The 23,172-nt window shown below is 40.2% G+C and carries 21 protein-coding genes; 8 read left to right on the top strand and 13 right to left on the bottom strand.

Going from position 1 to position 23,172, the window contains the following annotated elements:
- The 3 genes from R8P61_11990 to R8P61_12000 form a co-directional block, all read right to left on the bottom strand.
- Positions 1-318, bottom strand: a complete 318-nt coding sequence (locus tag R8P61_11990; protein MDW3647779.1) for a hypothetical protein — start codon at positions 316-318, stop codon at positions 1-3.
- A gap of 64 nt (positions 319-382) precedes the next feature.
- On the bottom strand, positions 383-1,114 hold the full coding sequence (locus R8P61_11995; protein ID MDW3647780.1) for a YiiX/YebB-like N1pC/P60 family cysteine hydrolase: 732 nt from the start codon (positions 1,112-1,114) through the stop codon (positions 383-385).
- 201 nt (positions 1,115-1,315) lie between these two features.
- Positions 1,316-3,343, bottom strand: coding sequence for a S9 family peptidase (locus R8P61_12000; protein ID MDW3647781.1), 2,028 nt, complete (start codon positions 3,341-3,343; stop codon positions 1,316-1,318).
- A gap of 148 nt (positions 3,344-3,491) precedes the next feature.
- Between R8P61_12000 and R8P61_12005 the strand changes: the two genes are divergently transcribed.
- The 5 genes from R8P61_12005 (at position 3,492) to R8P61_12025 (ending at position 8,398) form a co-directional block, all read left to right on the top strand.
- Positions 3,492-4,949 (top strand): hypothetical protein, encoded by a 1,458-nt coding sequence (locus R8P61_12005; GenBank protein MDW3647782.1) that lies wholly within the window; start codon positions 3,492-3,494, stop codon positions 4,947-4,949.
- 158 nt (positions 4,950-5,107) lie between these two features.
- Entirely contained in the window at positions 5,108-6,121 is a 1,014-nt protein-coding gene (locus R8P61_12010; GenBank protein ID MDW3647783.1) for a histidine kinase, read from the top strand.
- On the top strand, positions 6,118-7,188 hold the full coding sequence (locus R8P61_12015; GenBank protein MDW3647784.1) for a histidine kinase: 1,071 nt from the start codon (positions 6,118-6,120) through the stop codon (positions 7,186-7,188). The genes R8P61_12010 and R8P61_12015 overlap by 4 nt, the downstream gene beginning before the upstream one ends.
- On the top strand, positions 7,185-7,943 hold the full coding sequence (locus R8P61_12020; GenBank protein ID MDW3647785.1) for a LytTR family DNA-binding domain-containing protein: 759 nt from the start codon (positions 7,185-7,187) through the stop codon (positions 7,941-7,943). Before R8P61_12015 ends, R8P61_12020 begins: the two co-directional genes overlap by 4 nt.
- Positions 7,944-8,203: 260 nt before the next feature.
- Complete coding sequence (locus R8P61_12025; GenBank protein ID MDW3647786.1) at positions 8,204-8,398, top strand: cold shock domain-containing protein; 195 nt, start codon at positions 8,204-8,206, stop codon at positions 8,396-8,398.
- 57 nt (positions 8,399-8,455) lie between these two features.
- Here the strand turns inward: R8P61_12025 and R8P61_12030 are convergent, their stop codons facing one another.
- Both R8P61_12030 and R8P61_12035 read right to left on the bottom strand, forming a co-directional pair.
- Positions 8,456-8,653: a hypothetical protein gene (locus R8P61_12030; protein MDW3647787.1), complete on the bottom strand. Its 198-nt coding sequence runs from the start codon at positions 8,651-8,653 to the stop codon at positions 8,456-8,458.
- A gap of 66 nt (positions 8,654-8,719) precedes the next feature.
- On the bottom strand, positions 8,720-9,130 hold the full coding sequence (locus R8P61_12035; protein ID MDW3647788.1) for a hypothetical protein: 411 nt from the start codon (positions 9,128-9,130) through the stop codon (positions 8,720-8,722).
- A 339-nt stretch (positions 9,131-9,469) separates the two neighbouring features.
- On the opposite strand from R8P61_12035, the gene R8P61_12040 reads away from it, so the two are divergent.
- Positions 9,470-10,285 (top strand): hypothetical protein, encoded by an 816-nt coding sequence (locus R8P61_12040; protein MDW3647789.1) that lies wholly within the window; start codon positions 9,470-9,472, stop codon positions 10,283-10,285.
- A 152-nt stretch (positions 10,286-10,437) separates the two neighbouring features.
- On the opposite strand, the gene R8P61_12045 is transcribed toward R8P61_12040, so the two are convergent.
- On the bottom strand, positions 10,438-10,875 hold the full coding sequence (locus tag R8P61_12045; protein MDW3647790.1) for a cupin domain-containing protein: 438 nt from the start codon (positions 10,873-10,875) through the stop codon (positions 10,438-10,440).
- 8 nt (positions 10,876-10,883) lie between these two features.
- Complete coding sequence (locus tag R8P61_12050) at positions 10,884-11,957, bottom strand: CNNM domain-containing protein (protein ID MDW3647791.1); 1,074 nt, start codon at positions 11,955-11,957, stop codon at positions 10,884-10,886.
- 180 nt (positions 11,958-12,137) lie between these two features.
- Between R8P61_12050 and R8P61_12055 the strand changes: the two genes are divergently transcribed.
- Positions 12,138-14,549, top strand: coding sequence for a TonB-dependent receptor (locus tag R8P61_12055; protein ID MDW3647792.1), 2,412 nt, complete (start codon positions 12,138-12,140; stop codon positions 14,547-14,549).
- A 14-nt stretch (positions 14,550-14,563) separates the two neighbouring features.
- Positions 14,564-15,619 (top strand): DUF4249 family protein, encoded by a 1,056-nt coding sequence (locus R8P61_12060; protein MDW3647793.1) that lies wholly within the window; start codon positions 14,564-14,566, stop codon positions 15,617-15,619.
- Between the two features lie 141 nt (positions 15,620-15,760).
- Here R8P61_12060 and R8P61_12065 read toward each other — a convergent pair whose 3' ends face one another.
- The 6 genes from R8P61_12065 to R8P61_12090 all read right to left on the bottom strand — a co-directional run bounded on the left by R8P61_12065 (position 15,761) and on the right by R8P61_12090 (position 23,143).
- Positions 15,761-17,269, bottom strand: a complete 1,509-nt coding sequence (locus R8P61_12065) for a hypothetical protein (GenBank protein MDW3647794.1) — start codon at positions 17,267-17,269, stop codon at positions 15,761-15,763.
- Between the two features lie 82 nt (positions 17,270-17,351).
- The gene (locus R8P61_12070) at positions 17,352-18,998 is read right to left on the bottom strand and encodes a sulfatase (protein ID MDW3647795.1); all 1,647 of its coding nucleotides are present in this window, start codon (positions 18,996-18,998) and stop codon (positions 17,352-17,354) included.
- Positions 18,999-19,050: 52 nt separating this feature from the next.
- Complete coding sequence (locus tag R8P61_12075) at positions 19,051-20,160, bottom strand: T9SS type A sorting domain-containing protein (protein ID MDW3647796.1); 1,110 nt, start codon at positions 20,158-20,160, stop codon at positions 19,051-19,053.
- 64 nt (positions 20,161-20,224) lie between these two features.
- Positions 20,225-20,845 (bottom strand): hypothetical protein, encoded by a 621-nt coding sequence (locus tag R8P61_12080; protein MDW3647797.1) that lies wholly within the window; start codon positions 20,843-20,845, stop codon positions 20,225-20,227.
- 5 nt (positions 20,846-20,850) lie between these two features.
- Positions 20,851-21,363, bottom strand: coding sequence for a sigma-70 family RNA polymerase sigma factor (locus R8P61_12085; GenBank protein MDW3647798.1), 513 nt, complete (start codon positions 21,361-21,363; stop codon positions 20,851-20,853).
- Positions 21,364-21,433: 70 nt separating this feature from the next.
- Entirely contained in the window at positions 21,434-23,143 is a 1,710-nt protein-coding gene (locus R8P61_12090; GenBank protein ID MDW3647799.1) for a M28 family peptidase, read from the bottom strand.
- Between the last annotated feature and the right edge of the window lie 29 nt (positions 23,144-23,172).

Raw genomic sequence — 23,172 nt, forward strand, 5'->3', positions numbered from 1 at the left:
TTAGTCTTTGCCCAAATCTTCAATCTTATCTATTAGTCCATTTTGCTCCTGGATGCGATTTGCGTTGGCATGACTGTACAGAAGAAACAATCCCAGACTAAACAGGATCAGGAGCCCGGCAGATATAAAGGTATCATAAAGATGCAATCGGCTATTCCCTATCAGATTAGAATTCAATTGATCTTCATCTTCCAAAACCTGAGTCTCGGCAATCGAATTACATTGGGAAAGTCGATAATGATGGAATGCGGTACTTGCGGAGCTAATGAATATACCTGCCCAAAGACAGATCCGTAACCATTTAACACGTGTGTGCATATATTCAAGAAAGCTTAATCCTTTATATAAAGGATTAAGCTTTCTCTTAATTCCATAAAAAACATTATAATTTTTTATCTGCCCTGTTTTTGGCAATGATCTTATCCAGTTTTTCCTGCTTTACCGACTTGCTTTGAAAGGGAATGTCAAATTCTTCCGTAACAAAGTCATCTGGAATGATTGCATCTATTTTGGTAAAGAGGGCTTGTTTCTTTTTTAGGTAAACATTGTATTTACCGATATACTCCTCACAACAGTAAAAGACAAACTCCGTACAGGACATATTGTGATATTCGGAGAAATCAAATTTAAAGTCGTAGCCTTCTCCCAGACTTGCTAATGCCTTGGTAAAAATAGCGGGATTGTCTTTGGATAAATCGAGATCAGGTTCTGTTCTTTTATTTCGCCTGACAACAAGCAGGAAGTCACAGCGACAGAAATTGATAACATCCTCCATAAAGACTCCTTCTGCCATAGAATGTATGACCATCTGTTCCCCTTCACGGTAAAACTCTTTTCCTTTTTCCGTCAAATGAAGATTGATATCCTTTACTTCTCCCAGATACAAACCTGCATGAGAGAAATAACCGGGAATGAAATAGCCATCCAGATAATTTTTATAGCCACGGATCAGGATATCACCCGGCTCAAGCATACCAATCAATCTCCTGATATCATCTCCCTTTACCTGATAGGAACCGGGATCATAGAGAAGAAATAATGGATATGGAAAGACTTTGAGGTCTCCAAAGAATTTGAGAAATCCATTTCTAATACTTCCAAGAATGCTAGGCATAGTGTAGGGTGTTTCTGTTATGTTCTATTTTCAATATCCGAATAATTCAAATCTCAGCAAAACCTTTACCGCTCTTTCAATTTTATCCTTGAAATTTGAAAGAGGTGATTTCGGTTCTAATTCCGCTTTTTCAGGAAAAAGGGGAAAAAATTCTAGCCGAAACAAAAACCATCTCCTGTTAAGGCTTAAAGTCCATGTACCCTAATTTCGATACTTATCAAACCAGGCTACAATGTGATCAATTTTGGTAATTAATTGACTAGGTCGATTGGCAATGAAATGGAAAGCACCCGGAACTTCAACCAATGCTGTTTCGATTTTTCTAATCTTGAGGGCATGGTATAATTGCTTGGCCTCTGAGAGGGGCGTTCGCAAATCCGAAGTACCCACCATCACCATGGTTGGTGTTTCCACATTGCCGACCAAAGAAATCGGACTAAACTTCATATAGATCTCAGGATTTTCCCAGGGCTGACCGGGATAGCGACTATTGGCATATCCATAGTAATTATCCGCTGTCAGGGTTTTACTGATCCAGTTCATAACAGGCTTGATAACTGCCGAGGCTTTGAAGCGGTTGTTTTTACCTATGATCCAGGCTGTCATAATACCTCCTGCGCTACCTCCGGTAACAAAGAGATTGTCTTCATCTATATAGCCTGTTTTAACCATAGCATCTACCCCACTCATTACATCATCGTAATCATTGCCGGGATAGTTATGATAAAGCAGGTTTCCAAATTCTTCACCATAGCTGGTACTTCCTCGAGGATTGGGATAAAAAACCACATATCCGGCACTGGCATACAATTGCATTTCCGGCGAGAAGCGATCTCCATAGTTCGCTATTGGACCTCCATGATTTTCAACTATCAAAGGATATTTTTTATTAGGATCGAATTGAGGAGGTTTTACTATCCATCCCTGTACATCTCTTTCATCAAAAGAAGATTTCCACCAGATTTCCTCCACCTGTCCCAATTCTCTATAGGGCAAAATATCTGCATTCAAATCACTCAACATCTTGCCTTCCCCTTTTCCTCTTTCTGTCAGGGCCAATTCTGAGGGATGGTAAGGAGTAGTATGAGTAAAGGCAATTTCACCTTCTTTGGATACACTAAATGATCCTCCTCCATAAGGACGGGCAACACCAGTACCTCCTACATTGGAAGTAACGTCTTCTACTTTTCCGGATAAACTGGTGTAGGCGATTTTGGTATTCCCTTTATCATCGTACTGGAAATAGATCCCTTTTCCATCACTGGACCAGCTCGGATTTTGAATACTTCTGTCTAAGCCAGTCTTGACTTCCTTCTTTTTGGAGCCGTCTGTATTCATCACATATAGCCTGCTGATCTGATAAGTTTGAACTTTATCATCAAAGCCTGTATAGGCAATCATTTTTCCATTTGGGGAAACAGTGGGACTTCTATCCGGTCCTTTTCGATCTGTCAAGGCAACAGCGACTCCTGTATTCACATCCATTCTATATATCTCAGAATTTCTGAAGTCATAGGCCCAATCTTCGGCAAGGTTAGCCGCAAAGAACATAGATCTTCCATCAGCTGACCATTTAGGCGCTCCATAGTTCCTATTTCCCATACTGATTTGGCGGGCTGTTCCTCCTTCGGCTGAAACCACAAATATATGCCGATACCCAGGCTCCATAAATCCAGCACCATCTGCTTCATGCTTCAGGCGGGTAGTTACACGGGGCGGATTGGCCCATTTAGCTCCCTTGGGTTTCTTGGGAGGTCGTACCATGGTCGGATTGGCTTCTGGCACATGCATAAGGAAAGCCAGATGCTTCCCATCCGGCGACCAGCTCATAGAGCGAGGAGAACGATCCAGCTGAGTTAAGCGAGCAATCTTGGCTGTTTCCACCCAATAAATATAAATCTCACTTCCCTGGCCCGCCGAACTTACAAAAGCGATCCTGCTACCGTCCGGAGACCAGGAAGGGTTGGACTCACGTACATCCTGACTGCTCAATTTTACATGATTGCTTCCATCGCTATCCATCAGCCATAAACGACTGATGCGACGGTCTGTCATAATGTCCATGCTTCTTCTCTCATAGACGATTTTTGAACCATCAGGAGAAATTTTGGGTTGAGTTACCCATTCCAGTTCGAATACATCCATACGACTAAAGGCAGGCTTATTCTGGGCATATCCCAATTGAAGGAATAGGGTACTCAGTAATAGCAGAAGTAGGTTCTTTTTCATCTTATTCATTGAGTTAATTTGGGGATAGAAATACCTGAGAATGCTTTTATCTACAATTCACTACAGCTCTTCTACAATTCACTACATTCAATTTTTGAAGCAATCCCGACTGATTCATATTTGTATCAGAAAATCTAAAATAACTGTTATGAGTCTTTCACACAAAATGAAGCTATTCTTTTTCAGAACCGGAATTTTGCTCCTGTTTTTGTTCCCGTTCCTGACATACGCCCAAACTTCCATCAGAACCTCCAGTTGGGAGAAAAATGGAAAGAAGACAATCAAATTAAAAAATGGTACCACCGAATATGACATAGAGTATGAGGGGGATATCAGTGTAAATGATAGCGATACAGATATCACCGCTATTTCCAAAGGGGGATTTATCAAAATCAGCAAATCATCTTTTGGCAGTAAAAGAAGGGTAGAGATTTCTCCTGATGGAAATGGTCGCCTGGTGAAGAAATACTTTGTTGGAAGCTCAAAACAGGAATTTGAACCTGAAGGCAGAAAATGGCTGGCAGAGGTACTTCCTGATATTGTCCGTTCAACAACCATAGCTGCAAAGCAAAGAGTAGACAGGTTTTACAAAAAGGGGGGAACCTCAGGAGTCCTCACCGGAATAAAAGACCTAAATAGTGACTATGTAAAGGCAGCTTATTTCAGCTTGCTTATGGAGAAGAATCCCGCTTCTTCTGATATGCCACAAATCGCAAGAGTCGCCGGAGAAGAGATTGATTCAGATCACTACCTGGCACAGGTTTTAAGCAAAGGACAAGACGGATTTCTATCCAGCAGCCAGGGTACAGAAGCCTTCATATCAGCAAGTAATCAACTAGAGTCTGACCATTATCAGGCACAGGTCCTCATGAAGGTTGTGAAGAATGGAAAAGTAAACGATAGCCAATTGAGTAAGATGTTGACTGCTGCTAAAGGTCTCGATTCAGATCACTACATGGCTCAAGTTCTGGGTGGAATGATTTCCGAAAGAAATTTAGACAATAGCAATCTCTCCTCTTTAGTAAAACTTACTGAAAGCATTCAATCAGATCATTATCGCGCTCAGGTTTTGGGGATGGCAATGAATGAAGGAGATTTATCTGAAGAGGCATTAAACACAGTACTCAATAGTATAGCCGAAATGGGATCTGACCATTATATCGTTCAGGTTTTTATGAAAATGTCCGAAGCAGATTTGAAAGGGAAAGATATGGGCATGCTTACCAATATCATCACGGAGAAAATGGGATCAGACCATTACCGACTCCAAAGTTTAAACCGCCTGATTAAGGTAAGTGATTTAAATGCTTCAGATTACAACCATTTACTCAAGGCCGCTGCCAGCATGGGATCTGACCACTACCTGAAAGATTTCCTCATTCAGCTAAGTAATGTAAAAAGACCTTCTGAAAGTCAGTTAGTAAAGATATTGGAGTTGGCGGGCGAAAGAATAGGTTCAGATCATTACCTGACAGATATTTTGGTAAGGCTGGCTGGAAATGTAAACAGCTCTGGAAACAGTGCGAAAGAAGCTTATAAGGCAGCAGCCAAGAGCATCAGCTCAGAACACCATTACGGACGCGCCATGAAAGCACTCAAAGACTAAACAATGACGTACCTGGTTCAGGTCGAATTTTCGGAAGGCCTCATACAGACGCGATTGAGGTAACATGGAATTCGACCACCTTCTTTCCAGGCTTTATTTTCCCCTCAGGTCTTAAAATCGTACCTTAAGATCTGAGGGAAAAATTTCTTTTCACACCTATGCGAAAACAGCTCCTCCATATTCTGATTGGAATTTCTAGCGGACTTCTCACCTTCTTTTACTTAAACTTCGGGGGAGACTTTCTAAATGGAAGGCCAGAACTAAGAGATCTTTTATTTGTCTCACTATTAGGAGTCATTATTATGCAGACCATTTATGGAATCAGAAGCTTGCTGGATTCCTATATTTCCTGGCAGGAAAGACCGGGCTTGAGGTTACTATCCGGAATATTTCTCAATTTCATAAGTAGCATCTCCCTGATCAAAATTGGGATGGGCTTATATGCTAGCTTTCGCCCGGAATTACTTCCCTTTCAAGAGACCTCCCATCCCGTATTTATCAAACTCATTATCCTCTCTTTTAGCTGGGTCCTAATGGGTTCCATCCTCTATTTTGCCTTTCATTCCTATTATCTCTATTCACAAGGACAGCTAAATGAGGTGAAACGCTCCCGTAAACAGATTGATTTACAATTGCGTGCACTTAAGGATCAACTGAGTCCCCACTATCTTTTCAATAACCTCAACACCATTTCATCGCTCATATATAAGGACAAAAATCTGGCGGAAGCTTATATCCGAAAATTGGCAGGCTCTTATCAATATACCCTTGAAACTTATGACAAAACCCTGGTAAGTCTACAAGAGGAAATGAAATTTGTAAAGGCCTATGATTATATGTTAAAAACCCGATTTCAGGATCAGATAGAAATCGCATATTCAATCCCACAAGCACAAATGGAAAGCAAAGTCCCACCCCTTTCTATACAGATGCTTGTTGAAAATGCTGCCAAACATAATCAACTCAGCAAAGAGGCTCCTCTCAAGATCGAAATTGGAGCTGATAGCAAATACTTATGGGTAAAGAATAATAAAACCAAAAGTCCATCCGGAATTCAATCTTTCAAAATTGGGCTCAGCAATATTAATTCCCGTTTTAAACTACTCTCAGCAAAGGAAATCATTGTAGAAAACAAAGATGATTTCCTCGTAAAACTCCCAATAATTGCATGAAAAAGGTTTTCCTCCATAATGCCCTTTTCAGAATTCTGAGTCCCTGCTTTAGCGGAGCTATGGCCTATGTGCTCATCTTATTGTTCAACAACAATGTTGAGCAAATATTTGAACAGTTTTTGGGAATCGAATTGGTGTTATGCATTCTTCTTGCATATGGAGTACAGGAGATCAGCCGAGCTGTAATTTTGCTTTCAGATCGACTTACATTTTTCCGAAAAGAAAGATGGAGAGTTCTATTTCAGTTAGCCTTATCCAGCCTCTTTGTCCTATTGCTGGTAAGTAGTATCATTTATTACTTCTTTCTCAATTTCTCTGGCTACAGTCCTAATATGCGGGAACTCCTGATGTTTAACTCCATTTACCTCGTATTGGTCTTGATGTACCTTTCTTTATATACGAGCCATCATTTATTGTATAAAGAGAATAGTCGGAAACTGGAACAGGAAATTGGCTTAAAGGAAAACCTGGATTTGGATTTTCAAAAGTTCAGGCAAGAGATCAATCCTCAATTACTATTCGAGAGTTTTGAAGCTTTGATTGTATTGATGCACAAGGAAGAAGTTAAAGCGGAAGACTTCCTGGACTATCTGGCTTCTCTTTATCGTTATATTTTGGCTGCGGAAAAAAAGGAATTGGTTCCATTTCGGGAAGAAAGCCATGCATTGGAATCTTTCTTCAAACTCTTTGAGCATTTACCTCACAGAAAAATAAAGTTTATCCAAAAAACAGATATCCACTCTTTATTAATTCCCGGTACCTTGATCCACACCCTGGAAAAAATTATTCGTTCAAGTATCAGTTCAGATGATTTTCAATTAGAGATAGAATTGGCAGAAACCGAAGAAGGGGTTTGCCTGACTTATCAAAAAATGGAGAAACTCAATGAGACTCTGGAGGCCTCTGATCTTTTAGCAATAAATGAGTCCTATCAAATATATAGCGAATCAGGTATTCGCCTTACTGAAGAAGAAGGATACAAACGCATTTGCTTCCCCTTGCTTATTCCAGTAAATCCCAGCCAGGAAAGTTCCCCCCATGAATCCCTAATTTCCCCCGAATCATGAACATACTGATTATAGAAGACGAAACTCCTGCTGCTGAAAAACTGGAACGCTACCTCCTTAAGCACGATCCTAAAATAGAAATCAAAGCTTGTATCACTTCTATTAGTGAATCTGTAAACTACCTCCGGGAAAAGCAGGAAGAACTTGATCTTATTTTCATGGATATCCAACTATCAGATGGATTGAGTTTCGAGATTTTCTCTCAGCTTCAAATTAGAACTCCTGTGATATTTACCACTGCCTTTGATGAATATGCCATCGATGCATTCAAGGTGAATGGAGTTGACTATTTGCTCAAGCCTATCAGGTTTACAGATCTTTCAAATTCCTTAAAAAAGCTGGATTTATTGAGAGAGCAATTGATTGGCAACAGGGAGGTAAAGCAATTGAGTCAGGGCTTTAAAAAGAAATCCTACAAGGAACGATTCATGGTCAAGATTGGCGCTCATATCAATACCATAGCTGTACAAGATGTACTTTTCTTTCGGGCAGATGGACGAACCGCTTATCTCTACACCAAAGAAGGAAAACGCTATATCATAGACTACAAACTCGAAGATCTAATGGAGATCTTAAATCCTGGTAATTTTTATCGGGTAAATCGCAGTTTTATTATCCAAATACATGCGATTCAGGATGTTCTTGTCTACTCAAATTCTCGACTAAAAATCATCCCTCCTATCAAACTGGATAAAGAGATCATAGTGAGTAGAGAAAAAGTTACTGACTTCAAGACCTGGCTCAAAGGCAACTAATAAAATGACAGTTTCCCATTTTTTAGTTATTTTGTATAAACATTTAGTTTATTTTCTTCGGAGAAATATTTGCATTTTGCACAAAGATAATTTTTGGGGCTTTTTAGCTATCTATTTATATTTTTTATACAACCATTCAAGATAAAGCACTGATAATCAACACAAAAAATACTAAGATTATAGTACATTTTAGTTGGTAAATTGTTATAATTCGGAAAATTCTTATAGTATTTATATCCCAAATCAAATCAATTAGCATTATGCCATCCGGTACAGTTAAATTTTTTAACCGAAGAAAGGGTTTCGGGTTCATTATTCCTGATGATGGAAGTAGAGATGTATTTGTGCATTATTCTGCTTCAGAGGAACAGTTGAATGAGGGCGACAAAGTGAATTACGAGCTCGAAGAAACCGACAAAGGCCTGAACGCAATAAACGTAACTTTCCAGGAATAAGCATTCCATGGAACAACAGGGAAAACAGGTCCGGAATTTTATTCCGGACCCTTTTTTTTATCCTATCTTTTCTTCTTCCTGATCTTTTTCTTCTTCCTCTTTTTCGACCATTTCCACATGGTTTTCTTCTGGCAATTGTTGCCGATGTTGGCTTTGAAAGGGAGCGGCTCCTGTAAGTCCAATTCCCGTACAAGCCAGCATAATAAGCAGGACGTATGCAATGATCTTGAGAATCCTCTTTATTTTTTTAAACATATCAGTAATACCTTAAACTTCTGCCAAAGCAGAAATGAGAAATTAAGCCCACAGATGGGCGAAACTTTAGGAAATACTGATAAAGGGAATTTCCTCCGAGCTATAGAGGATAAGGGGAAAGTTTCCTGTCTTAAGTTTACAGGAATTGAGAAAGTCTGAGATATAATTCTGCCTTTCCAGCTCAATCAAAGCCAGGCTTTGCTGGATCATTAGAGATCGCAGAAAATCTGTCCTAAGTGTTGGCCATGCGGCTGAGGCTGGATGAATATTGGGAGAAGATTTATCAACTTTTGTTAACTGTTCTTCTTGCTCAGCTTCCTGAGCCTGGGCTACCCATTCTATATAGGCAATCTCAGCATGCGAAAGCGGAGCTTCTGCCAGGCTTCCATTAAGATTGAATGAAGCGAGAAACAGAAATACAAGCAATAGGTACTCCGGGAGCACCCTCAATCTGCCAATTTTTCTGAATTTCTTCATATAAATATATATACGCTTCCCTAGCTCCAGGGATTCAATAAATCTTAATCTCCCTAATCAATAAAAACTTTTATTCGCTCTCAGGCAACTGATTCGCCATAAAATCCATTATATAGTTGACACACTAATTCGCTAAAACCAAAAATACACGTCTCCCTAAAACAAATCTTTCTTAAACCTTATTGTTCTCAATCTCATTCCTGAATAATACTTCAGGGAATGCCAAGATTTTTTTTCAAGCCTATTCTTAAAGAAGAATCAAGGATGGGAAATCTATGCCCAAAAAGTACTGTCAATCACGATAAAATTAAATAAACCACCTTAATCTAATCTAACATTATGAAGTTTCACATCTATTCTATCCTCTGCCTACTCCTATTTTCAATTAGCTCGTGCGAAGAGGATGCTCTTCCTGTTTTACAATCAACAAATTTGGTATCCAGCATAAAAGTTATAGACTATAACAATGATGGGAATGCAGCTGATCTGATCCTCCTTTTTAGCGTTGATAATCCGACAGAAGCGGATCAGGTTCAAATATTTTTAAGTAAAAGTCCAGACCTTTCTACTATAGATAGAGCGTTTGTCGATAATATTCCTGCAACTAGTCTTATGAGTGTAGATTTATCTGGAACGGAGTATGATATTAGTCTTTCTGCAAATTTGACGGATATAGACGGAAATGCCATAGAAACCGATACAGAATACCTGCTGGGTTTCCTTGTTGTAGCAAATGGGGAAAAACTGCTTAATCAGGAATTTGCCCAGACAAGTTTAATCAACCAACATTTTCTAAATGGTGATTATCAGGGAACCTGGAGAGACCAACTCTATTCAGAATTTGTGGTAAGTGCAAAAATCCGTTTGAGCTTATCAGGCGGAAGAGCAGGAGGTGAATTTTTCTATCGAGCCAATTTTGAATCTTGCTGTGAAGGAACAAATGACGGAAGTATTTCTTTCACCTTAAAAGACGATGGCAGTCTGGAAAACTTCAGGTATTTACAGGAAGTTGTCAACTTCAATGGAGGCCCCTGCGATGGGACCTATACAGGAGAAGGCAGCATCAAAGATTATACTACCCTGGTTTTCGATTTCACAGGAGAAGACTGTGAAGGCCCTCATGGAGAAGGACAACTCATCCTAAAAAAGGAATAATTTCCGATTCGGTTTCTCCTGAATCAAAAGTCCTCTTACGGGAATTCAGGGGGAAGTGGATGTCAAAACAAACAGAGGCCGAGAAACAAGCTAAATATTCAAGCCTGGATCTCTGCCTCTGTTCTATATATTAAGCTTCAACAAGCTATTATTTAGTCTTCAGAATTTCTGTCATAGGGAATAATATTATCCCATTCATCTGCAGCCGAACGAGCCACAAATGCAACAACTTCTTCTGTATCGCTTAGATTGAAGACCTCATGAGGCACTCCGGGAGCTATGTAGATAAAATCTCCGGCTTCATTGTCAAGAATCTTTTTGAGCCCTTTCCCAAACTCATGCCGAACTTTTCCTTTCAGAATATAGAGGATAAGTTCAAATCCATCATGAATATGCGCCGCTGCAACTCCACCAGGAGGTATGGTCGCAATATTGGCAGATAACTTAGTGGTTCCTACATTTTTGGCCGACATCCCTTGCTTATAGTGGATGCCATTCCAATTTCTCCTATTCCCACCTCCGCGTATCGTAAGAATACCGCCATGATCCTCCACGGCACTGGAATCAACTTGATCTCGTGGGTCTTTCATCTTATTTCTTATTCAATGAGTCCTAGTTTTTTTGCTCTTTCTTCCCATTTTTTACGGGCAAAGGATTGAAGATCCGAAACGGAATCCGTTTCATCCATGATCTCTAGTCCAAATAAGGTTTCTATAACATCCTCCAAAGTCACAAGACCTGTAATAGCCCCATACTCATCAGCTACAACTGCCATATGGCCACGCTGATCATTCAGGACTTCAAATACCTGCCTAAGCGTCTGTTTTTTGGACAACACAGGAATTTCTCTTTTAATTGATGACAATTTTTCCTTCCCGCTTCCTTCCAGCATTCCCTCCAACATATCACTTTTAAGAATGAAACCCGTCACAACATCTTTGCTATCCTTATATAAAGGTATGCGAGAGAAAACCAGATTTTTCTGAGTTTTATAAAATTCTTCCAGACTCGTGTTTTCTTCAGCCATGATCATAACTGGACGAGGAGTCATGACATCTTCTGCAGTCAGGCGATCATACTCTAACACATTTCGAATCAACTCCACATCCCCTTCGGTGATTTCCCCGCTTTCATTTACCACCTCTGCCATAGCTGCGAAATCCTGCTTGCTAAATACACTTTTGGATTTGTCCTTCTTAAGCAGTTTGGTGATTTGGTTACTCAGCCATACAAAGGGCTTCAAAATGAGCAAAAGGAAATTTAAGCTTCTAGCGGTAAAAGGTGCCCATTCTTTCCATCTATTTGCCCCTAAAGTTTTAGGAATAATCTCAGACAAAAATAAGATAGCCAGCGTCATCACAGTTGCAATGATAGACTCCATCGGAATTTGGAATCCAAATATATCCAATCCGCCATCTCCAAAAACAGCTCCAGCCTGCGCTCCTACCCCAATTGCACCTACTGTATGAGCAATTGTATTTAGCGTTAAAATAGCTGAAAGAGGTTTGTCTATATCTTTCTTCAGATTTGCAATTAAATTTCCTACAGCAGGAGCTTCATTTTGCTTCCTTTTTATGTAAGATGGAGTAATTGATAAAAGAACCGCTTCCCAAACGGAACACAGAAAAGAGAATATAATTGAAAGGGCAAAAAAGCCCAAAAGTAAGCCCATGGTATTCTTATTTTATGATTGCTTGTGCTTCTATTTTCAACAAAGATGTAAAAAATATTCTAAACCCATTTTCCCCTCTGCAAACGAGATCGCTGAATCTATAAAAGGGAGGTATTTTAGTACTAATTCCTCAGAAAAATATATAGATCTTATTTAAGATTTTTTGATCTACATCTGCCTATGAAGTATGTGCGATGCTTACTTCTTCTAATATCTGTTTGTTGTAGCCTAAATCTGCAAGCACAAAAGAAGGAGGTAATCACTTTTGGGAAATTCTTCGCTAAGAAAGCCGGAGGAGCAGTCTTTTTAAAAGGGGTGGTAAAAGACCCTGAAAGTGGTAAGCCAATAGAAGGTGCCAGTGTCAGGATAGATAGCCTGAGTATGGGCACAAAAACAGATACAAAAGGTGCCTACGGTCTGATAATGCCCATAGGAGAATATACCGTAGAGGTCAGTCATCCGGAAATGAAAAGTATCCAACAGCGAATCATCATCTATGATGATGGGATTTTGGATTTCGGACTGGATTCACGGGCCTATAGTTTGCGTGAAGTAGTGATAGAATCCACCATAGACAATGAAAATGTCAGTGGGACAGCAGCAGGGGTTAATAGGTTACAGATCAAGGAAATCAAATCTTTGCCAGCCTTTCTGGGAGAAGTGGATGTGATTAAAAGTCTTTTACTCCTGCCGGGAGTAAGTACGGTAGGAGAAGGTTCCTCGGGTTTCAATGTAAGAGGAGGAAGAATTGATCAGAACCTGGTTCAATTTGAAGGAGCAACCTTATTCAATCCTTCTCATGCCTTGGGTTTCTTTTCGGCTTTCAATGCAGATGTTGTCGAAAACTTTACCCTCTATAAAGGAAGCGTTCCAGCACAATTTGGAGGAAGAGCTTCTTCCGTTCTTGATATCAAAGCTCGTCCAGGCAACTATGATAAATTTTCAGTAAAAGGAGGTATTGGCATTGTAAGTAGCAGATTGGTAGCTGAAGGCCCCATCAAAAAAGGGAAGACTTCATTTCTAGCAGGTTTTCGGGCATCTTATTCAGATTGGATGCTAAACCTTATCCAGCAACCGGAAATTCAAGCCAGTTCAGCTTCTTTCCATGATGTCAACCTTATCCTCAACCACAAAGTTAATCTGGATAATATCCTGACTCTCTCATATTATAGAAGCAATGATTTCTTCCGCTATTCAGAAGAATTTGGTTTCCAATACGGAACCAATGTCGGCAGTTTGAAATGGAACCACATTTTCTCCAACAGATTTTCAAGTACCAGTTTCATTGTTGCCGGTGATTATAAGAGTAATTCTTTTGTTCCCGATGGTCCCCTCGCTTTCAATCTGGATAATGGAATCCGATATTATCAGTTCAAACAAGACTTCTTCTATGTACCGAATAATCACGCAATACATGCCGGAATTGAGGGAAATTTTAATGACATGAAACCTGACATCCTGAGTAAACGTGGAGATGGGAGTGGCATAGTTCCAGAAGAGGTTCAGAAAGACAGGAGCAGGGAATTTGCCATTTACTTTAATGACGAATGGGAGTTCAGCAGCAGAATTAGTATGAATTTGGGCTTGCGCTATGCCTTTTATCAGCAAGTGGGCGAAGAACAATTTTACCAATATGCTGAAGGTAGCAGCAGGAGCGTTTTTGATATCATTGATACCGTGAATTACAGTAAGGGTCAGGTTGTCCAAAATTATCAGGGACTTGAACCCCGCTTTTCAATGAAATTGCAGGCAAGCGATCAGTCCTCTATCAAACTCAGCTACAATCGGCTCAGGCAATACATTCATTTGGTATCCAATAGTACGGCTCCTACACCGGTCGATATTTGGCAAGTTAGTACGCCTTATATTCCTCCTCAGACTGCCGACAACTTCTCCATAGGTTACTACCAGAATTTTTATCAAAACGTATTCGAAAGTTCGATTGAATTCTACTATAAAAATATCCAGAACCTGATCGACTTTAAAGACTTTCCCGATCTCCTACTAAACGATCATATAGAAACAGATTTAATCAGCGGAACGGGACGAGCATATGGAGGAGAATTTTACCTCAGGCGAAAAGCAGGAAGATGGACGGGATGGATTTCATATGCCTATACCCGTTCGGAAATTCAGATAGAAAATGATGATCCGGAATTGGAGATAAATGAAGGGGAATGGTATCCTACCAGCTATGACCAACCTCATAGTTTAAGCATAGTAGGTAAACGTCAATTGGAAAAGAAAAGCTATTTCTCTTTCAATTTCACCTATCGAACCGGCCGACCTATTACGGGTTTGATCTCTACCTATAATCAGAATAATAGCCCCATCCCTCATTTCTCCGAACGGAATCAATACCGGATACCAGATTACATCAGACTGGACCTTTCTCTGGTATTGGCCATTCCTCCCAAGGAGGGGAAAAATCTTGAAAGTAATGTGGCAATTTCTGTTTATAATCTTTTGGCGCGCCGAAATGCATATTCGGTCTTCTACCAAAGACCTAACCGCATAGTTATCCCCAAAGCATTTCAGCTTTCTGTTTTGGGCAGTGCTTTTCCCTCTGTTACCTACAATTTCAATTTCTAAACAGCCCTGTATCCATGAGATATATTTATTTAATATTTCTGTTTTTCATAGCCTCTTGTGTGGAGAGGATTGATTTTCCGGTCGAAAGGGAAGCAGGCATTATTGTCATTGATGGGACTTTATCAAATGAAGATGTATTGCAGCAAGTCAGGCTTGGAGCAACAGCAGCCAGCCCCAGGGTCCCCATCCCGATTTCTGATGCACAGGTCAGACTCTTTGACGGCCAGGGAAATTTCGAAAACTATGTACTTGATCCTATCAAAGAAGGAACCTATATCCTGATGGGTGAAAGATTGAAAGGCGAAATCGACAAGACTTATTATATAGAAGTCGAACTGGCAAATGGAGAAATTTACCGTTCTCGCCCGGAACGTATGCTGGAACAACAAGCAATTCTGGAAGATATTTATTATGATTTTAGCATCGAAAAAGAGAGCAATGGCCAGGGAATCGTTTTCGAAAATTTATATATCAATGCTTACATAGATGTAGATATGAGTCAGGCGGACAGCAGCTTCTTCCTTAAATGGGATGTAGAGGAAGTATTCTTGCTTACGCCAACGGACTTCCCTGACCCTTTCGGATATATCCCTCCTCCTTGTTTTGTTTATAAGTATCCCAGTGATATCGACCTCAACCTTTTTGATGGCTTTCAAAATGAAATCCCTCGCTTGCAGCGATTGAAAGTGGGACGTCAAAAAATAGACTGGACTTTTCGGGAAAAACATTATTTCACGGTTCGCCAAAGAAGTATGAATCGAGAAGCCTATGAATATTGGGAGAAGGCGGATAATCTTCTATCAGCTGTTGGAAATATTTTTGATATTCCTCCGGCTCCACTGCCCGGAAATTTATACAACATCAATGATCCGGAAGAAGAAGTTTTGGGTTATTTCGATGTCTCTTCTACAAGCTTAAAACGCTTCAGAACCTTTAGGGAAGATATACCCCTGGATCAAATTCTTGAGTGTCTATATTCGCCCAGCAAGCGATTCGATGCCTATCCGGATTATTGCCTGGATTGTCTTTCCGTCCGTAATAGCACCCATACTCGACCTGATTTTTTCTAAGCCCTCCACCCATAAAAGGAAAGCCCGAGAAGGAAAATCCCTCTCAGGCATATGAATGGTTGAATAAAGGCAAATTATATAGAGATCGTCCCCTCCTTTCACGCTTCCCTCTATGATGGATCAAAGTTCAATAATGTTGCTTCAATTTGCAGAATCATTTTTCATGGCTTGTGAACTATTGTTCGAAATTGATGGACTATTGTTCCATGCCTGAATCCGAGGTAAAAAAGAAGCTCTTGCTCCTTTGTGTCTACTCCCTAGAAAAGGAAACCTATTCATTTGTCTGGCGAATCCCTTTGCGACCACATTTAAAGCCGGCTTCCCTTCCAGGGTAAATCCATGGTTTTTTCCCTCACTTTTTCCCCGACTTTTCCATTCCCAGATATGAACCCCGGATAACCATTCTTCTTCCCAAATGGTGTTGAATAAGGCTTGATAACACAGGGCTTGAGTTTTGTGGGAGATTTTTTTATACAAAGAATTGCTCACGCTATTCCATTCCCAGGGTTTCTGTCCGGCATCAGCCGTACTTTTATATCCGATCTCTGTAAATAGTACCGGTCGATCAAATCGCTCAGACAGATCTTCCAGTTCCCCTAGATGCTTTTCCCAACCTGCTTCCAGCTCAGCCAAATTCGGGTTTATATTTTCTGCCAGGGGAAAATATGCCTGGATGCCAATATGATCTAATTCTTTCCAGAAAGGAATACTTCCCAAATCGTCCGACCAATTGGCTGCATAGGTCAATTGTCCCTTATAAATTTTTCGAATATCCCGAATCAGACTTAGCCATTGTTCTGGTTGATCCATCACGCTTTGATTGAGCTCTGTGCCGATACACAGGATTTCTACACCCATCTCCTGAGCCAATTCAGCATAAGGAATCATATAGCTTCGATATTCTTCAAACCAGATATCCCAGGATGCCTGGTTCACCATCTGAATATCCGATCTCCAACCATCTTTCACATCGGAGCTTAGCCAAATGTGAGGTTTGAGCATGAGGTAAAATCCGTGTTTCTGGGCAAGCGTAAAGTAACGCTTCAAGCGTTTCAATCGAGCAGTTCTGTTAGTCCTTCCTATGCGCGAACCCAGTTCAGGTTGATGTATGCTCTTCTGGTTAATAAAAGGAACAAAAGTGATCCATTCTACATTATTTCGCTTAAGGATTTCCAAATCCAGGGTATCATCATTCAGATCAAAAACATGGATCCCTCTTTGTTTTCCATCTACTTTGTATAAGTCTCGGATGTGCCCTTCTTCATTTAGCACCTGATCGTCCCAGCTGTAGTCAAACTCTTCACTTTCACGATAGATACTTAAAAGATTCAGGCCGATAAAAATGAGGAAAGCAGGTAAGGCGATTTTAAGAGAAATACCTTTTACCAACTTTGGCATACCTCCTTTTTGGAAATCGGTTTTTAAATTCTGAATCAATAAATATCCTAAAAAAGGAATGAGGGCCAATAAATAGGTCAAGAGACTGGAAAAAATGATCCGCAGAGACTCCAGGTATACAGGAAGGAGTTCTTTGCCAGGCACTCGTCCACTAAAAATTAGCACAAGGAATATCAGGAGAGCTATGCCTCCCAGGCTCAATGCGTAGATAGAGATAAATCTCTTAAGGACAGGACGGGCGCGATCTGACAAAACGATTCCTTGACTTTTCGCGAAAATTAAAGAAGTTTTTGATTTATATTTTTCATGGTGTCGAGAAAATCTACGGAATTGCCTATTTATTTTTCTTTATTTTTTTTGCTCTCTTTATTTTCTTTTTATACTTATCGATATACATCTGATCTAGCTCCGGAGAGTCCTTGTATTGTACCCTTAGATCAGCGAGCCTATTTTTCAAGTCAGCCACAATTTCTGCGTACTCCGGATTATCAAATTGATTTTTCATCTCCATGGGGTCCTTTTTCCGATCATAAAGTTCCCATTCATTCACATCATAATAGAAGTGGATCAATTTGTAGTCTTCCGTTACAATCCCATAATGTCTTTTTACCATATGGATAGACGGATACTCATAATAGTGGTAATAAACCGCATCTCTAAAGCCTTCTGTATTTCCTTCCCATAATGGTAGAAGGCTTACTCCTTGCATATCATTTGGGGCAGGAATATTAGCAGCAGAAAGGAAGGTCTGGGCAAAATCCAGATTCTGAACCATCTGTGTATTGACTGAACCCGGATCTATGACTTCGGGCCAGCGAACCATTAAGGGGGTTTTAAAGGACTCATCATAAATGAATCTTTTATCAAACCATCCATGTTCTCCCAGGTAAAATCCCTGATCAGAAGTATACACCACAATTGTATTTTCGGCTAATCCATTTTCATCCAAATACTTTAATACTTCCCCTACACCATCATCCACTGCAGCTATACTTCCGAGATAATCCTGCATATAGCGTTGGTACCTCCACTTCATTTTTTCCTCTTCTGTCATATTGGGATACTTCTGCTTAAAGTCCTCAATGATGGGACGATAGACTGCATCCCATTTGGCGCGCTGCTCCTCATTTTGTCGTCCTACTTCTCGGTTAAAAGCTCCCTTGTCCCAGCCTGCTGTTTCCGGTATCCCCAACTCATCCATTACTTCGGGATATACCTTGGAGTCCCCTGCCCAATTCATATGGGTAAGCAGATTCATTTCAGCTTCTTTAGCCGCGCTACCTCTTCCTTCATAATTATCAAAAAGATTGGCCGGTTCCGGAAAGGTCTTTTTGGTGAACTCTTTATAATGTCTCTCTGGTGGGAGCCATTCTCTATGTGGAGCTTTGTGTAGGTAGGCTAAGAAGAAAGGCTGAGTAGTATCTCTTTCATTATCCAGCCAATCCAGGGTCATATCCGTGATGATATCGGTCGTATAACCTGTTACATTGATACGACCTTCATGTTTGGTGATAAAGTCTGGATTGTAATAGGTTCCCTGGCCTGGCAATATCTTAAACTGATCAAATCCTTTGGGACTATTCCCAAAATGAAGTTTCCCAAACATGGCTGTTTGATAGCCGTTTTGGTGTAGGATCTGAGGAAAGGTCACATTATTGGTATCGAAAGGAAAATGATTATCTATCTTCCCATTTAGGTGGCTGTGTTTACCGGTAAGGATCACTGCCCTTGAAGGAGCACAAATAGAATTGGTAACACAGGCATTGGTGAATAGCATGCCTTCTTTGGCTATGCGGTCAATATTGGGTGTCTGGGTAAGTCGATTTGAATACGCACTGATCGCCTGATAGGCATGATCATCAGACATAATGAAGAGAATGTTCGGTTTGGCAGTTCTCTTCTTTTTTTGAGGCTCCTGAAAGGAATAAAAAATTCCAACAGATAAGATCAGGAACCCAAGCAAACTTTTGGGAAAATTCATTGTAGTAGTTTTAGAAAAGCTAAAATATCCTATTTCGAAGGGAAGTCAAAACTCATTCATAAAGGAGTACTTTACGGATATCTATTCGCTCAGATTTCGTCAATACTATCTTAAGCCAATAATAGCCTCTAGGCAGAGCCTGCAACTCAATATTGTTTTCCTTCCCCGCTAGCATCAACCGTCCTTGCAAATCATATAATTCATAATGGAAGGCTTCTCCTATTTCCAGCTGTATGCTATGCTTGCTTGGGTTTGGAAAAACTTTGAATTCTGCAGAGTTGTAGGTCAGAATTGATGAGGCCTTATCTATAAAAAAAGAATATAGAAAAGCAGGAATGGCTGCATTTCCCTCCGTGGCAAGATAAAGACGACCAGAATCTTCATGGCAGATACTTTCTACTTGAAAAACTCCTGTAAAAGGCAGATTTGTTTTATCGAACATAGACTGTGATACTGCAGGAAAGTTCGGGCTTTGGAGATCGATAAAAAATGCTTCGCTAAAGGTGTAGCCACAAAAACTTAAGCGATCGGCAACAGGATCATAATCGGCTCCCGTCAGCAAGCCTTGTACATCCAGACTATCTCGGATATCTAACTCATATTGCCCGGGCAATTTGGGCAGGCTATACACATAACTTCTTAGATTTCCCCAATTCTTGGAAAACACATACAAACTATCTCCGGCTGCGACCATAGCTTCAGCATCATAATTGGTCTGAAATCTCATGGAACTAAAATCCAGCTGCGCAGCATAGGAGATTAAGAGGGTATCTGCTAAAATCGTGTCTGAAGAGAAAAAATCCTGCTGACTTATTCGATAGATTTTTAAGTCCTGCCGATTCCCATTATTATTTCCAAAGTCCCCAATAAAGATATGTGTATCGTCTGCTGTTATATCTTCCCAGTCAATATTCGTAGCATTTGATATGACAATTTTGCGTTCTACGCTTCCATTGATGGGAGAGATTTCATAAAGGGCATTTTCTCCTCCGGAATCACTATGTCCAATCAATTTATCATGGATATATTCAAATCCTGAGATCTCTTGCAAAGCATTGTCCAGGCTTGTCAAAGAGTCAAGCAAAAGTACATTTTGCGCTGAAAGGAAATTTGAGAGTAGAATGAAAGCAAGTATGCAGCTATTTTTTAAGCAGGTTTTCATGAGCGGTTTATTGGGTCAGGAAAAAGAATCCGTTTAGGCATACGGATTCTCTTTCACCCATAAGTTATGCATTTTCCTCGGACTCATACTGACTGATTTCTTTCAAAAAGCCTAAAGCATCTTCCATTTTTTTATCCGGAAACAGACGGAGCATCAGCACGATAATTCCTGCCACAACTGTAGATCCGATCATATAATTTACGGTCCACTGTCCCATCAAAGGAAAGATATTAACGCCTGCAAAGATTTTAGGAATTAGAATAATAAAGGCCAGAGAAAATAAGGGAATCAAAACCAGTAATGAATTAATTTCCAATCGATTCAGCCATTTGAGTCTTTGGACAATTTTGAGATTATTAATCAGGGTATTTTTATAACTCAAACGGTCTGAGACAATCATTTTATAAATATTCCAGGACATATCAGCCAGAAAAAAGAGCATCAGGATCAAGGCTGGAATAAAAAATTGAAACTCTGCTGAATTTCTCAATATGAATTTAAAGAGATAGAAGGCAGCAAAACCATCAACAAATAATTCTATATAATTTTCCAGTCGAAATTCATATAAATAGCTTTGAACTTTCCGTACGCTGGCTTCTTTCAACAAATCCTTATTGATTTCCAAACGATCCTCGATCTTCTCATCGTAGGACTTCCATATATTTTGTAATTGATCAAGTTCCATAATTCTTAGTGTTTTTTTCTGGCAAAATATTTCTTCAATTTTTCTTTGATCCGATTGATCTTGGTTCCCACATTGCTTTTCGTAAGTCCCAGAATCTCTGAGATCTCTGCATGGCTCTTCCCTTCCAGATAGAGGATCATCAAGGCCTTATCCAGTTTTTTCAATCCGGCAATAAATCGGTTAAGTCGATTCAGGTTCTCATCTTTTTCCAATTGCTGCTCTGCTTCACGAGATGCCAGAATGGGATCAGGTGGATGAGGTTTCAGTTTCTTCCTTCGGTTCTCTTTCCGTCGGTAGGAAATGGAAACGTGTAAGGCGATTCGATAAATCCAGGTACTCAGGGCATATTGATCATCGTATTTGGGAAAAGCTTTCCATAATTGCAGAATGATCTCTTGCCTTAAATCCTGACGATCCTGGGGCTCCGTGCAGTATGCATTGGAAATCTTAAAGATCAGTTTTTTGTACTGATCAACAATCTTTAAAAATTCCTCTTGCTGTGTGTGTCTTGATTTCACGACTCATTCTTTACTACACTATTCGCAGCTACAGTAAATAAATCACAGTTGAGGAGAAAAAAAATGAAAATTATTCGAGATTGCTCATTTCAGCTATTACTGCATCTCCAATTTTTTTAATACTCTTCCTGATCTCGTTTTTTAAGCGGCCATTGGGTTTAGCACTCAAAACATCACTTACCGTTGGTAGCAATCTACTATACCAATAGCCCCATGCCCATAAAATTTCGCGCTCTTCATATACGGCAGAACCCCCGGCAACACTTTCGCGGGAAAGCTTCCCTTCGATTGCAATGCGTTTTAAAGCAGCCTTTTCGACAATTTGAAGAATTTCGAATGCTCTTGCTTCTTCTTCCTGACTTAAAAACAAAGCGCTGGCCAAAGCTGAGATTCCTACATTCTTGAGGGTCTTAGCAGAAACTTTATCAATCAGATCGCCATCGGTATGGTAATACACATCTGTAAAATGCCAGAGCAATAAGCCGGGAATCTTTGCATCCAGAAAAGGTTGGTGGTCGCTTCCCCCTTCGAAGGGATTTGTTTTTACAATCCAGCCATTTTTTTGTGCTCTTGCTCTGCATATGTGCTCGATGAGGTCATTGAAATAATGAGGATTAAATTGGCTCTCGTAGACTTCACTGGCTCCCCATTCGGTATGCTTGTCCTCTCCACGCGTCCAAATTGCAGAAGGATCAGGCATTTTTTCTATCAGAAAACTTCCTCCTGTTTTTTCGGTATCCTCTCCAACCATATCCAAACTGATTCCCCATTTGATATGCTGACTCCTTTCCATGTCCTGCTCAATGTATCTATTAGTCGAGCGAATTTCATCCCCCCATAGGAAGGTAATGCTTCGGTCAGGATCAACTTTACCAGCTTGAACAAGAGCAGCTGCAGTTCTGGCCATTTCGGCCTGAGCCCCTACTCCACTTGCATTATCATTGGCTCCCGGTTCCTGGACATGCGCGCTAAAGACAAATCTTTCTTCAGGATTTTTCTTCCCTTTGATTTCGGCAATCAAGGTCAATTCCGGAGCTTCTACAAAACGGGATTTTATAAAAACCTGTAATCGGGTTTTCCCATTTTTCAAACTCGACTCCAACCTTTTCTTTGCAGCCAAAGAAAGCTTGATTCCAAAAGATTTCTTTTCGGCATCATAAGGCATACCACCAAATGAAATGGAATTCGGATGACTTTCCGGACGGTTATAAAAAGGGATCCTATAGCTAACTACCCCTATCGCTTCTCTTTCTTGTACAGCAGCTCCAAATATTCTTCCCGTCCCACAAGTCGTAAAAACAATCTTTCCTTTCAGATCCAGAGAATCAAGGCTTTTAGCCGAGCAATTTTTCACATAGACTACTTCTGCACTAATCCCTGTCTCAGGAGTAGAGAAACTATTGATTGCCAACATATTTCGATTGGTCTTGAAGCTGAGCAAAGCCTTTTCTTCACCTTCTATAAAAACTGTGGCATCTATGGGCTCCCAAACCGGTCCTCTCAAAGGATATTTTTCTATCCGATAGCTCAAACGTGCATCGGGAGATTCTTTTTGATATCCAGCAGCTTGAAGAATTGACTCTACTCGATAAATGCTTGAGTCAAAGCCCGGGTTTCCTGCTAGCCGCCAAAATTGCGCAACATATTCAGTGGTGTGGAAGGCATTCTCGGCCTGGTATTCCTCATCCAGAATTTCCAACAATTCTTCCAAAGTTTGTGCATGACTTTGTTTAGGAATCCAAAAAAAGAAGAGTAAAATGATAAGGCTGGTTAAGCGCATGAGGAGCTTTTTTAGGTTTGTGATCCAAA

It is taken from the genome of Bacteroidia bacterium, from assembly GCA_033391075.1.
GTDB lineage: Bacteria > Bacteroidota > Bacteroidia > J057 > J057 > JAWPMV01.

Bases quoted from the DNA above. Each gene is read 5' to 3' on its own strand.
- R8P61_12020 (MDW3647785.1), top strand. From the start codon at position 7,185: ATGAACATACTGATTATAGAAGACGAAACTCCTGCTGCTGAAAAACTG.
- R8P61_12035 (MDW3647788.1), bottom strand. From the start codon at position 9,130: ATGAAGAAATTCAGAAAAATTGGCAGATTGAGGGTGCTCCCGGAGTAC.
- R8P61_12075 (MDW3647796.1), bottom strand. From the start codon at position 20,160: ATGAAAACCTGCTTAAAAAATAGCTGCATACTTGCTTTCATTCTACTC.
- R8P61_12015 (MDW3647784.1), top strand. From the start codon at position 6,118: ATGAAAAAGGTTTTCCTCCATAATGCCCTTTTCAGAATTCTGAGTCCC.
- R8P61_12005 (MDW3647782.1), top strand. From the start codon at position 3,492: ATGAGTCTTTCACACAAAATGAAGCTATTCTTTTTCAGAACCGGAATT.
- R8P61_11990 (MDW3647779.1), bottom strand. From the start codon at position 318: ATGCACACACGTGTTAAATGGTTACGGATCTGTCTTTGGGCAGGTATA.
- R8P61_12090 (MDW3647799.1), bottom strand. From the start codon at position 23,143: ATGCGCTTAACCAGCCTTATCATTTTACTCTTCTTTTTTTGGATTCCT.
- R8P61_12030 (MDW3647787.1), bottom strand. From the start codon at position 8,653: ATGTTTAAAAAAATAAAGAGGATTCTCAAGATCATTGCATACGTCCTG.
- R8P61_12025 (MDW3647786.1), top strand. From the start codon at position 8,204: ATGCCATCCGGTACAGTTAAATTTTTTAACCGAAGAAAGGGTTTCGGG.
- R8P61_12060 (MDW3647793.1), top strand. From the start codon at position 14,564: ATGAGATATATTTATTTAATATTTCTGTTTTTCATAGCCTCTTGTGTG.
- R8P61_12040 (MDW3647789.1), top strand. From the start codon at position 9,470: ATGAAGTTTCACATCTATTCTATCCTCTGCCTACTCCTATTTTCAATT.
- R8P61_12010 (MDW3647783.1), top strand. From the start codon at position 5,108: ATGCGAAAACAGCTCCTCCATATTCTGATTGGAATTTCTAGCGGACTT.
- R8P61_12000 (MDW3647781.1), bottom strand. From the start codon at position 3,343: ATGAAAAAGAACCTACTTCTGCTATTACTGAGTACCCTATTCCTTCAA.
- R8P61_12055 (MDW3647792.1), top strand. From the start codon at position 12,138: ATGAAGTATGTGCGATGCTTACTTCTTCTAATATCTGTTTGTTGTAGC.
- R8P61_12080 (MDW3647797.1), bottom strand. From the start codon at position 20,845: ATGGAACTTGATCAATTACAAAATATATGGAAGTCCTACGATGAGAAG.
- R8P61_11995 (MDW3647780.1), bottom strand. From the start codon at position 1,114: ATGCCTAGCATTCTTGGAAGTATTAGAAATGGATTTCTCAAATTCTTT.
- R8P61_12045 (MDW3647790.1), bottom strand. From the start codon at position 10,875: ATGAAAGACCCACGAGATCAAGTTGATTCCAGTGCCGTGGAGGATCAT.
- R8P61_12070 (MDW3647795.1), bottom strand. From the start codon at position 18,998: ATGAATTTTCCCAAAAGTTTGCTTGGGTTCCTGATCTTATCTGTTGGA.
- R8P61_12050 (MDW3647791.1), bottom strand. From the start codon at position 11,957: ATGGGCTTACTTTTGGGCTTTTTTGCCCTTTCAATTATATTCTCTTTT.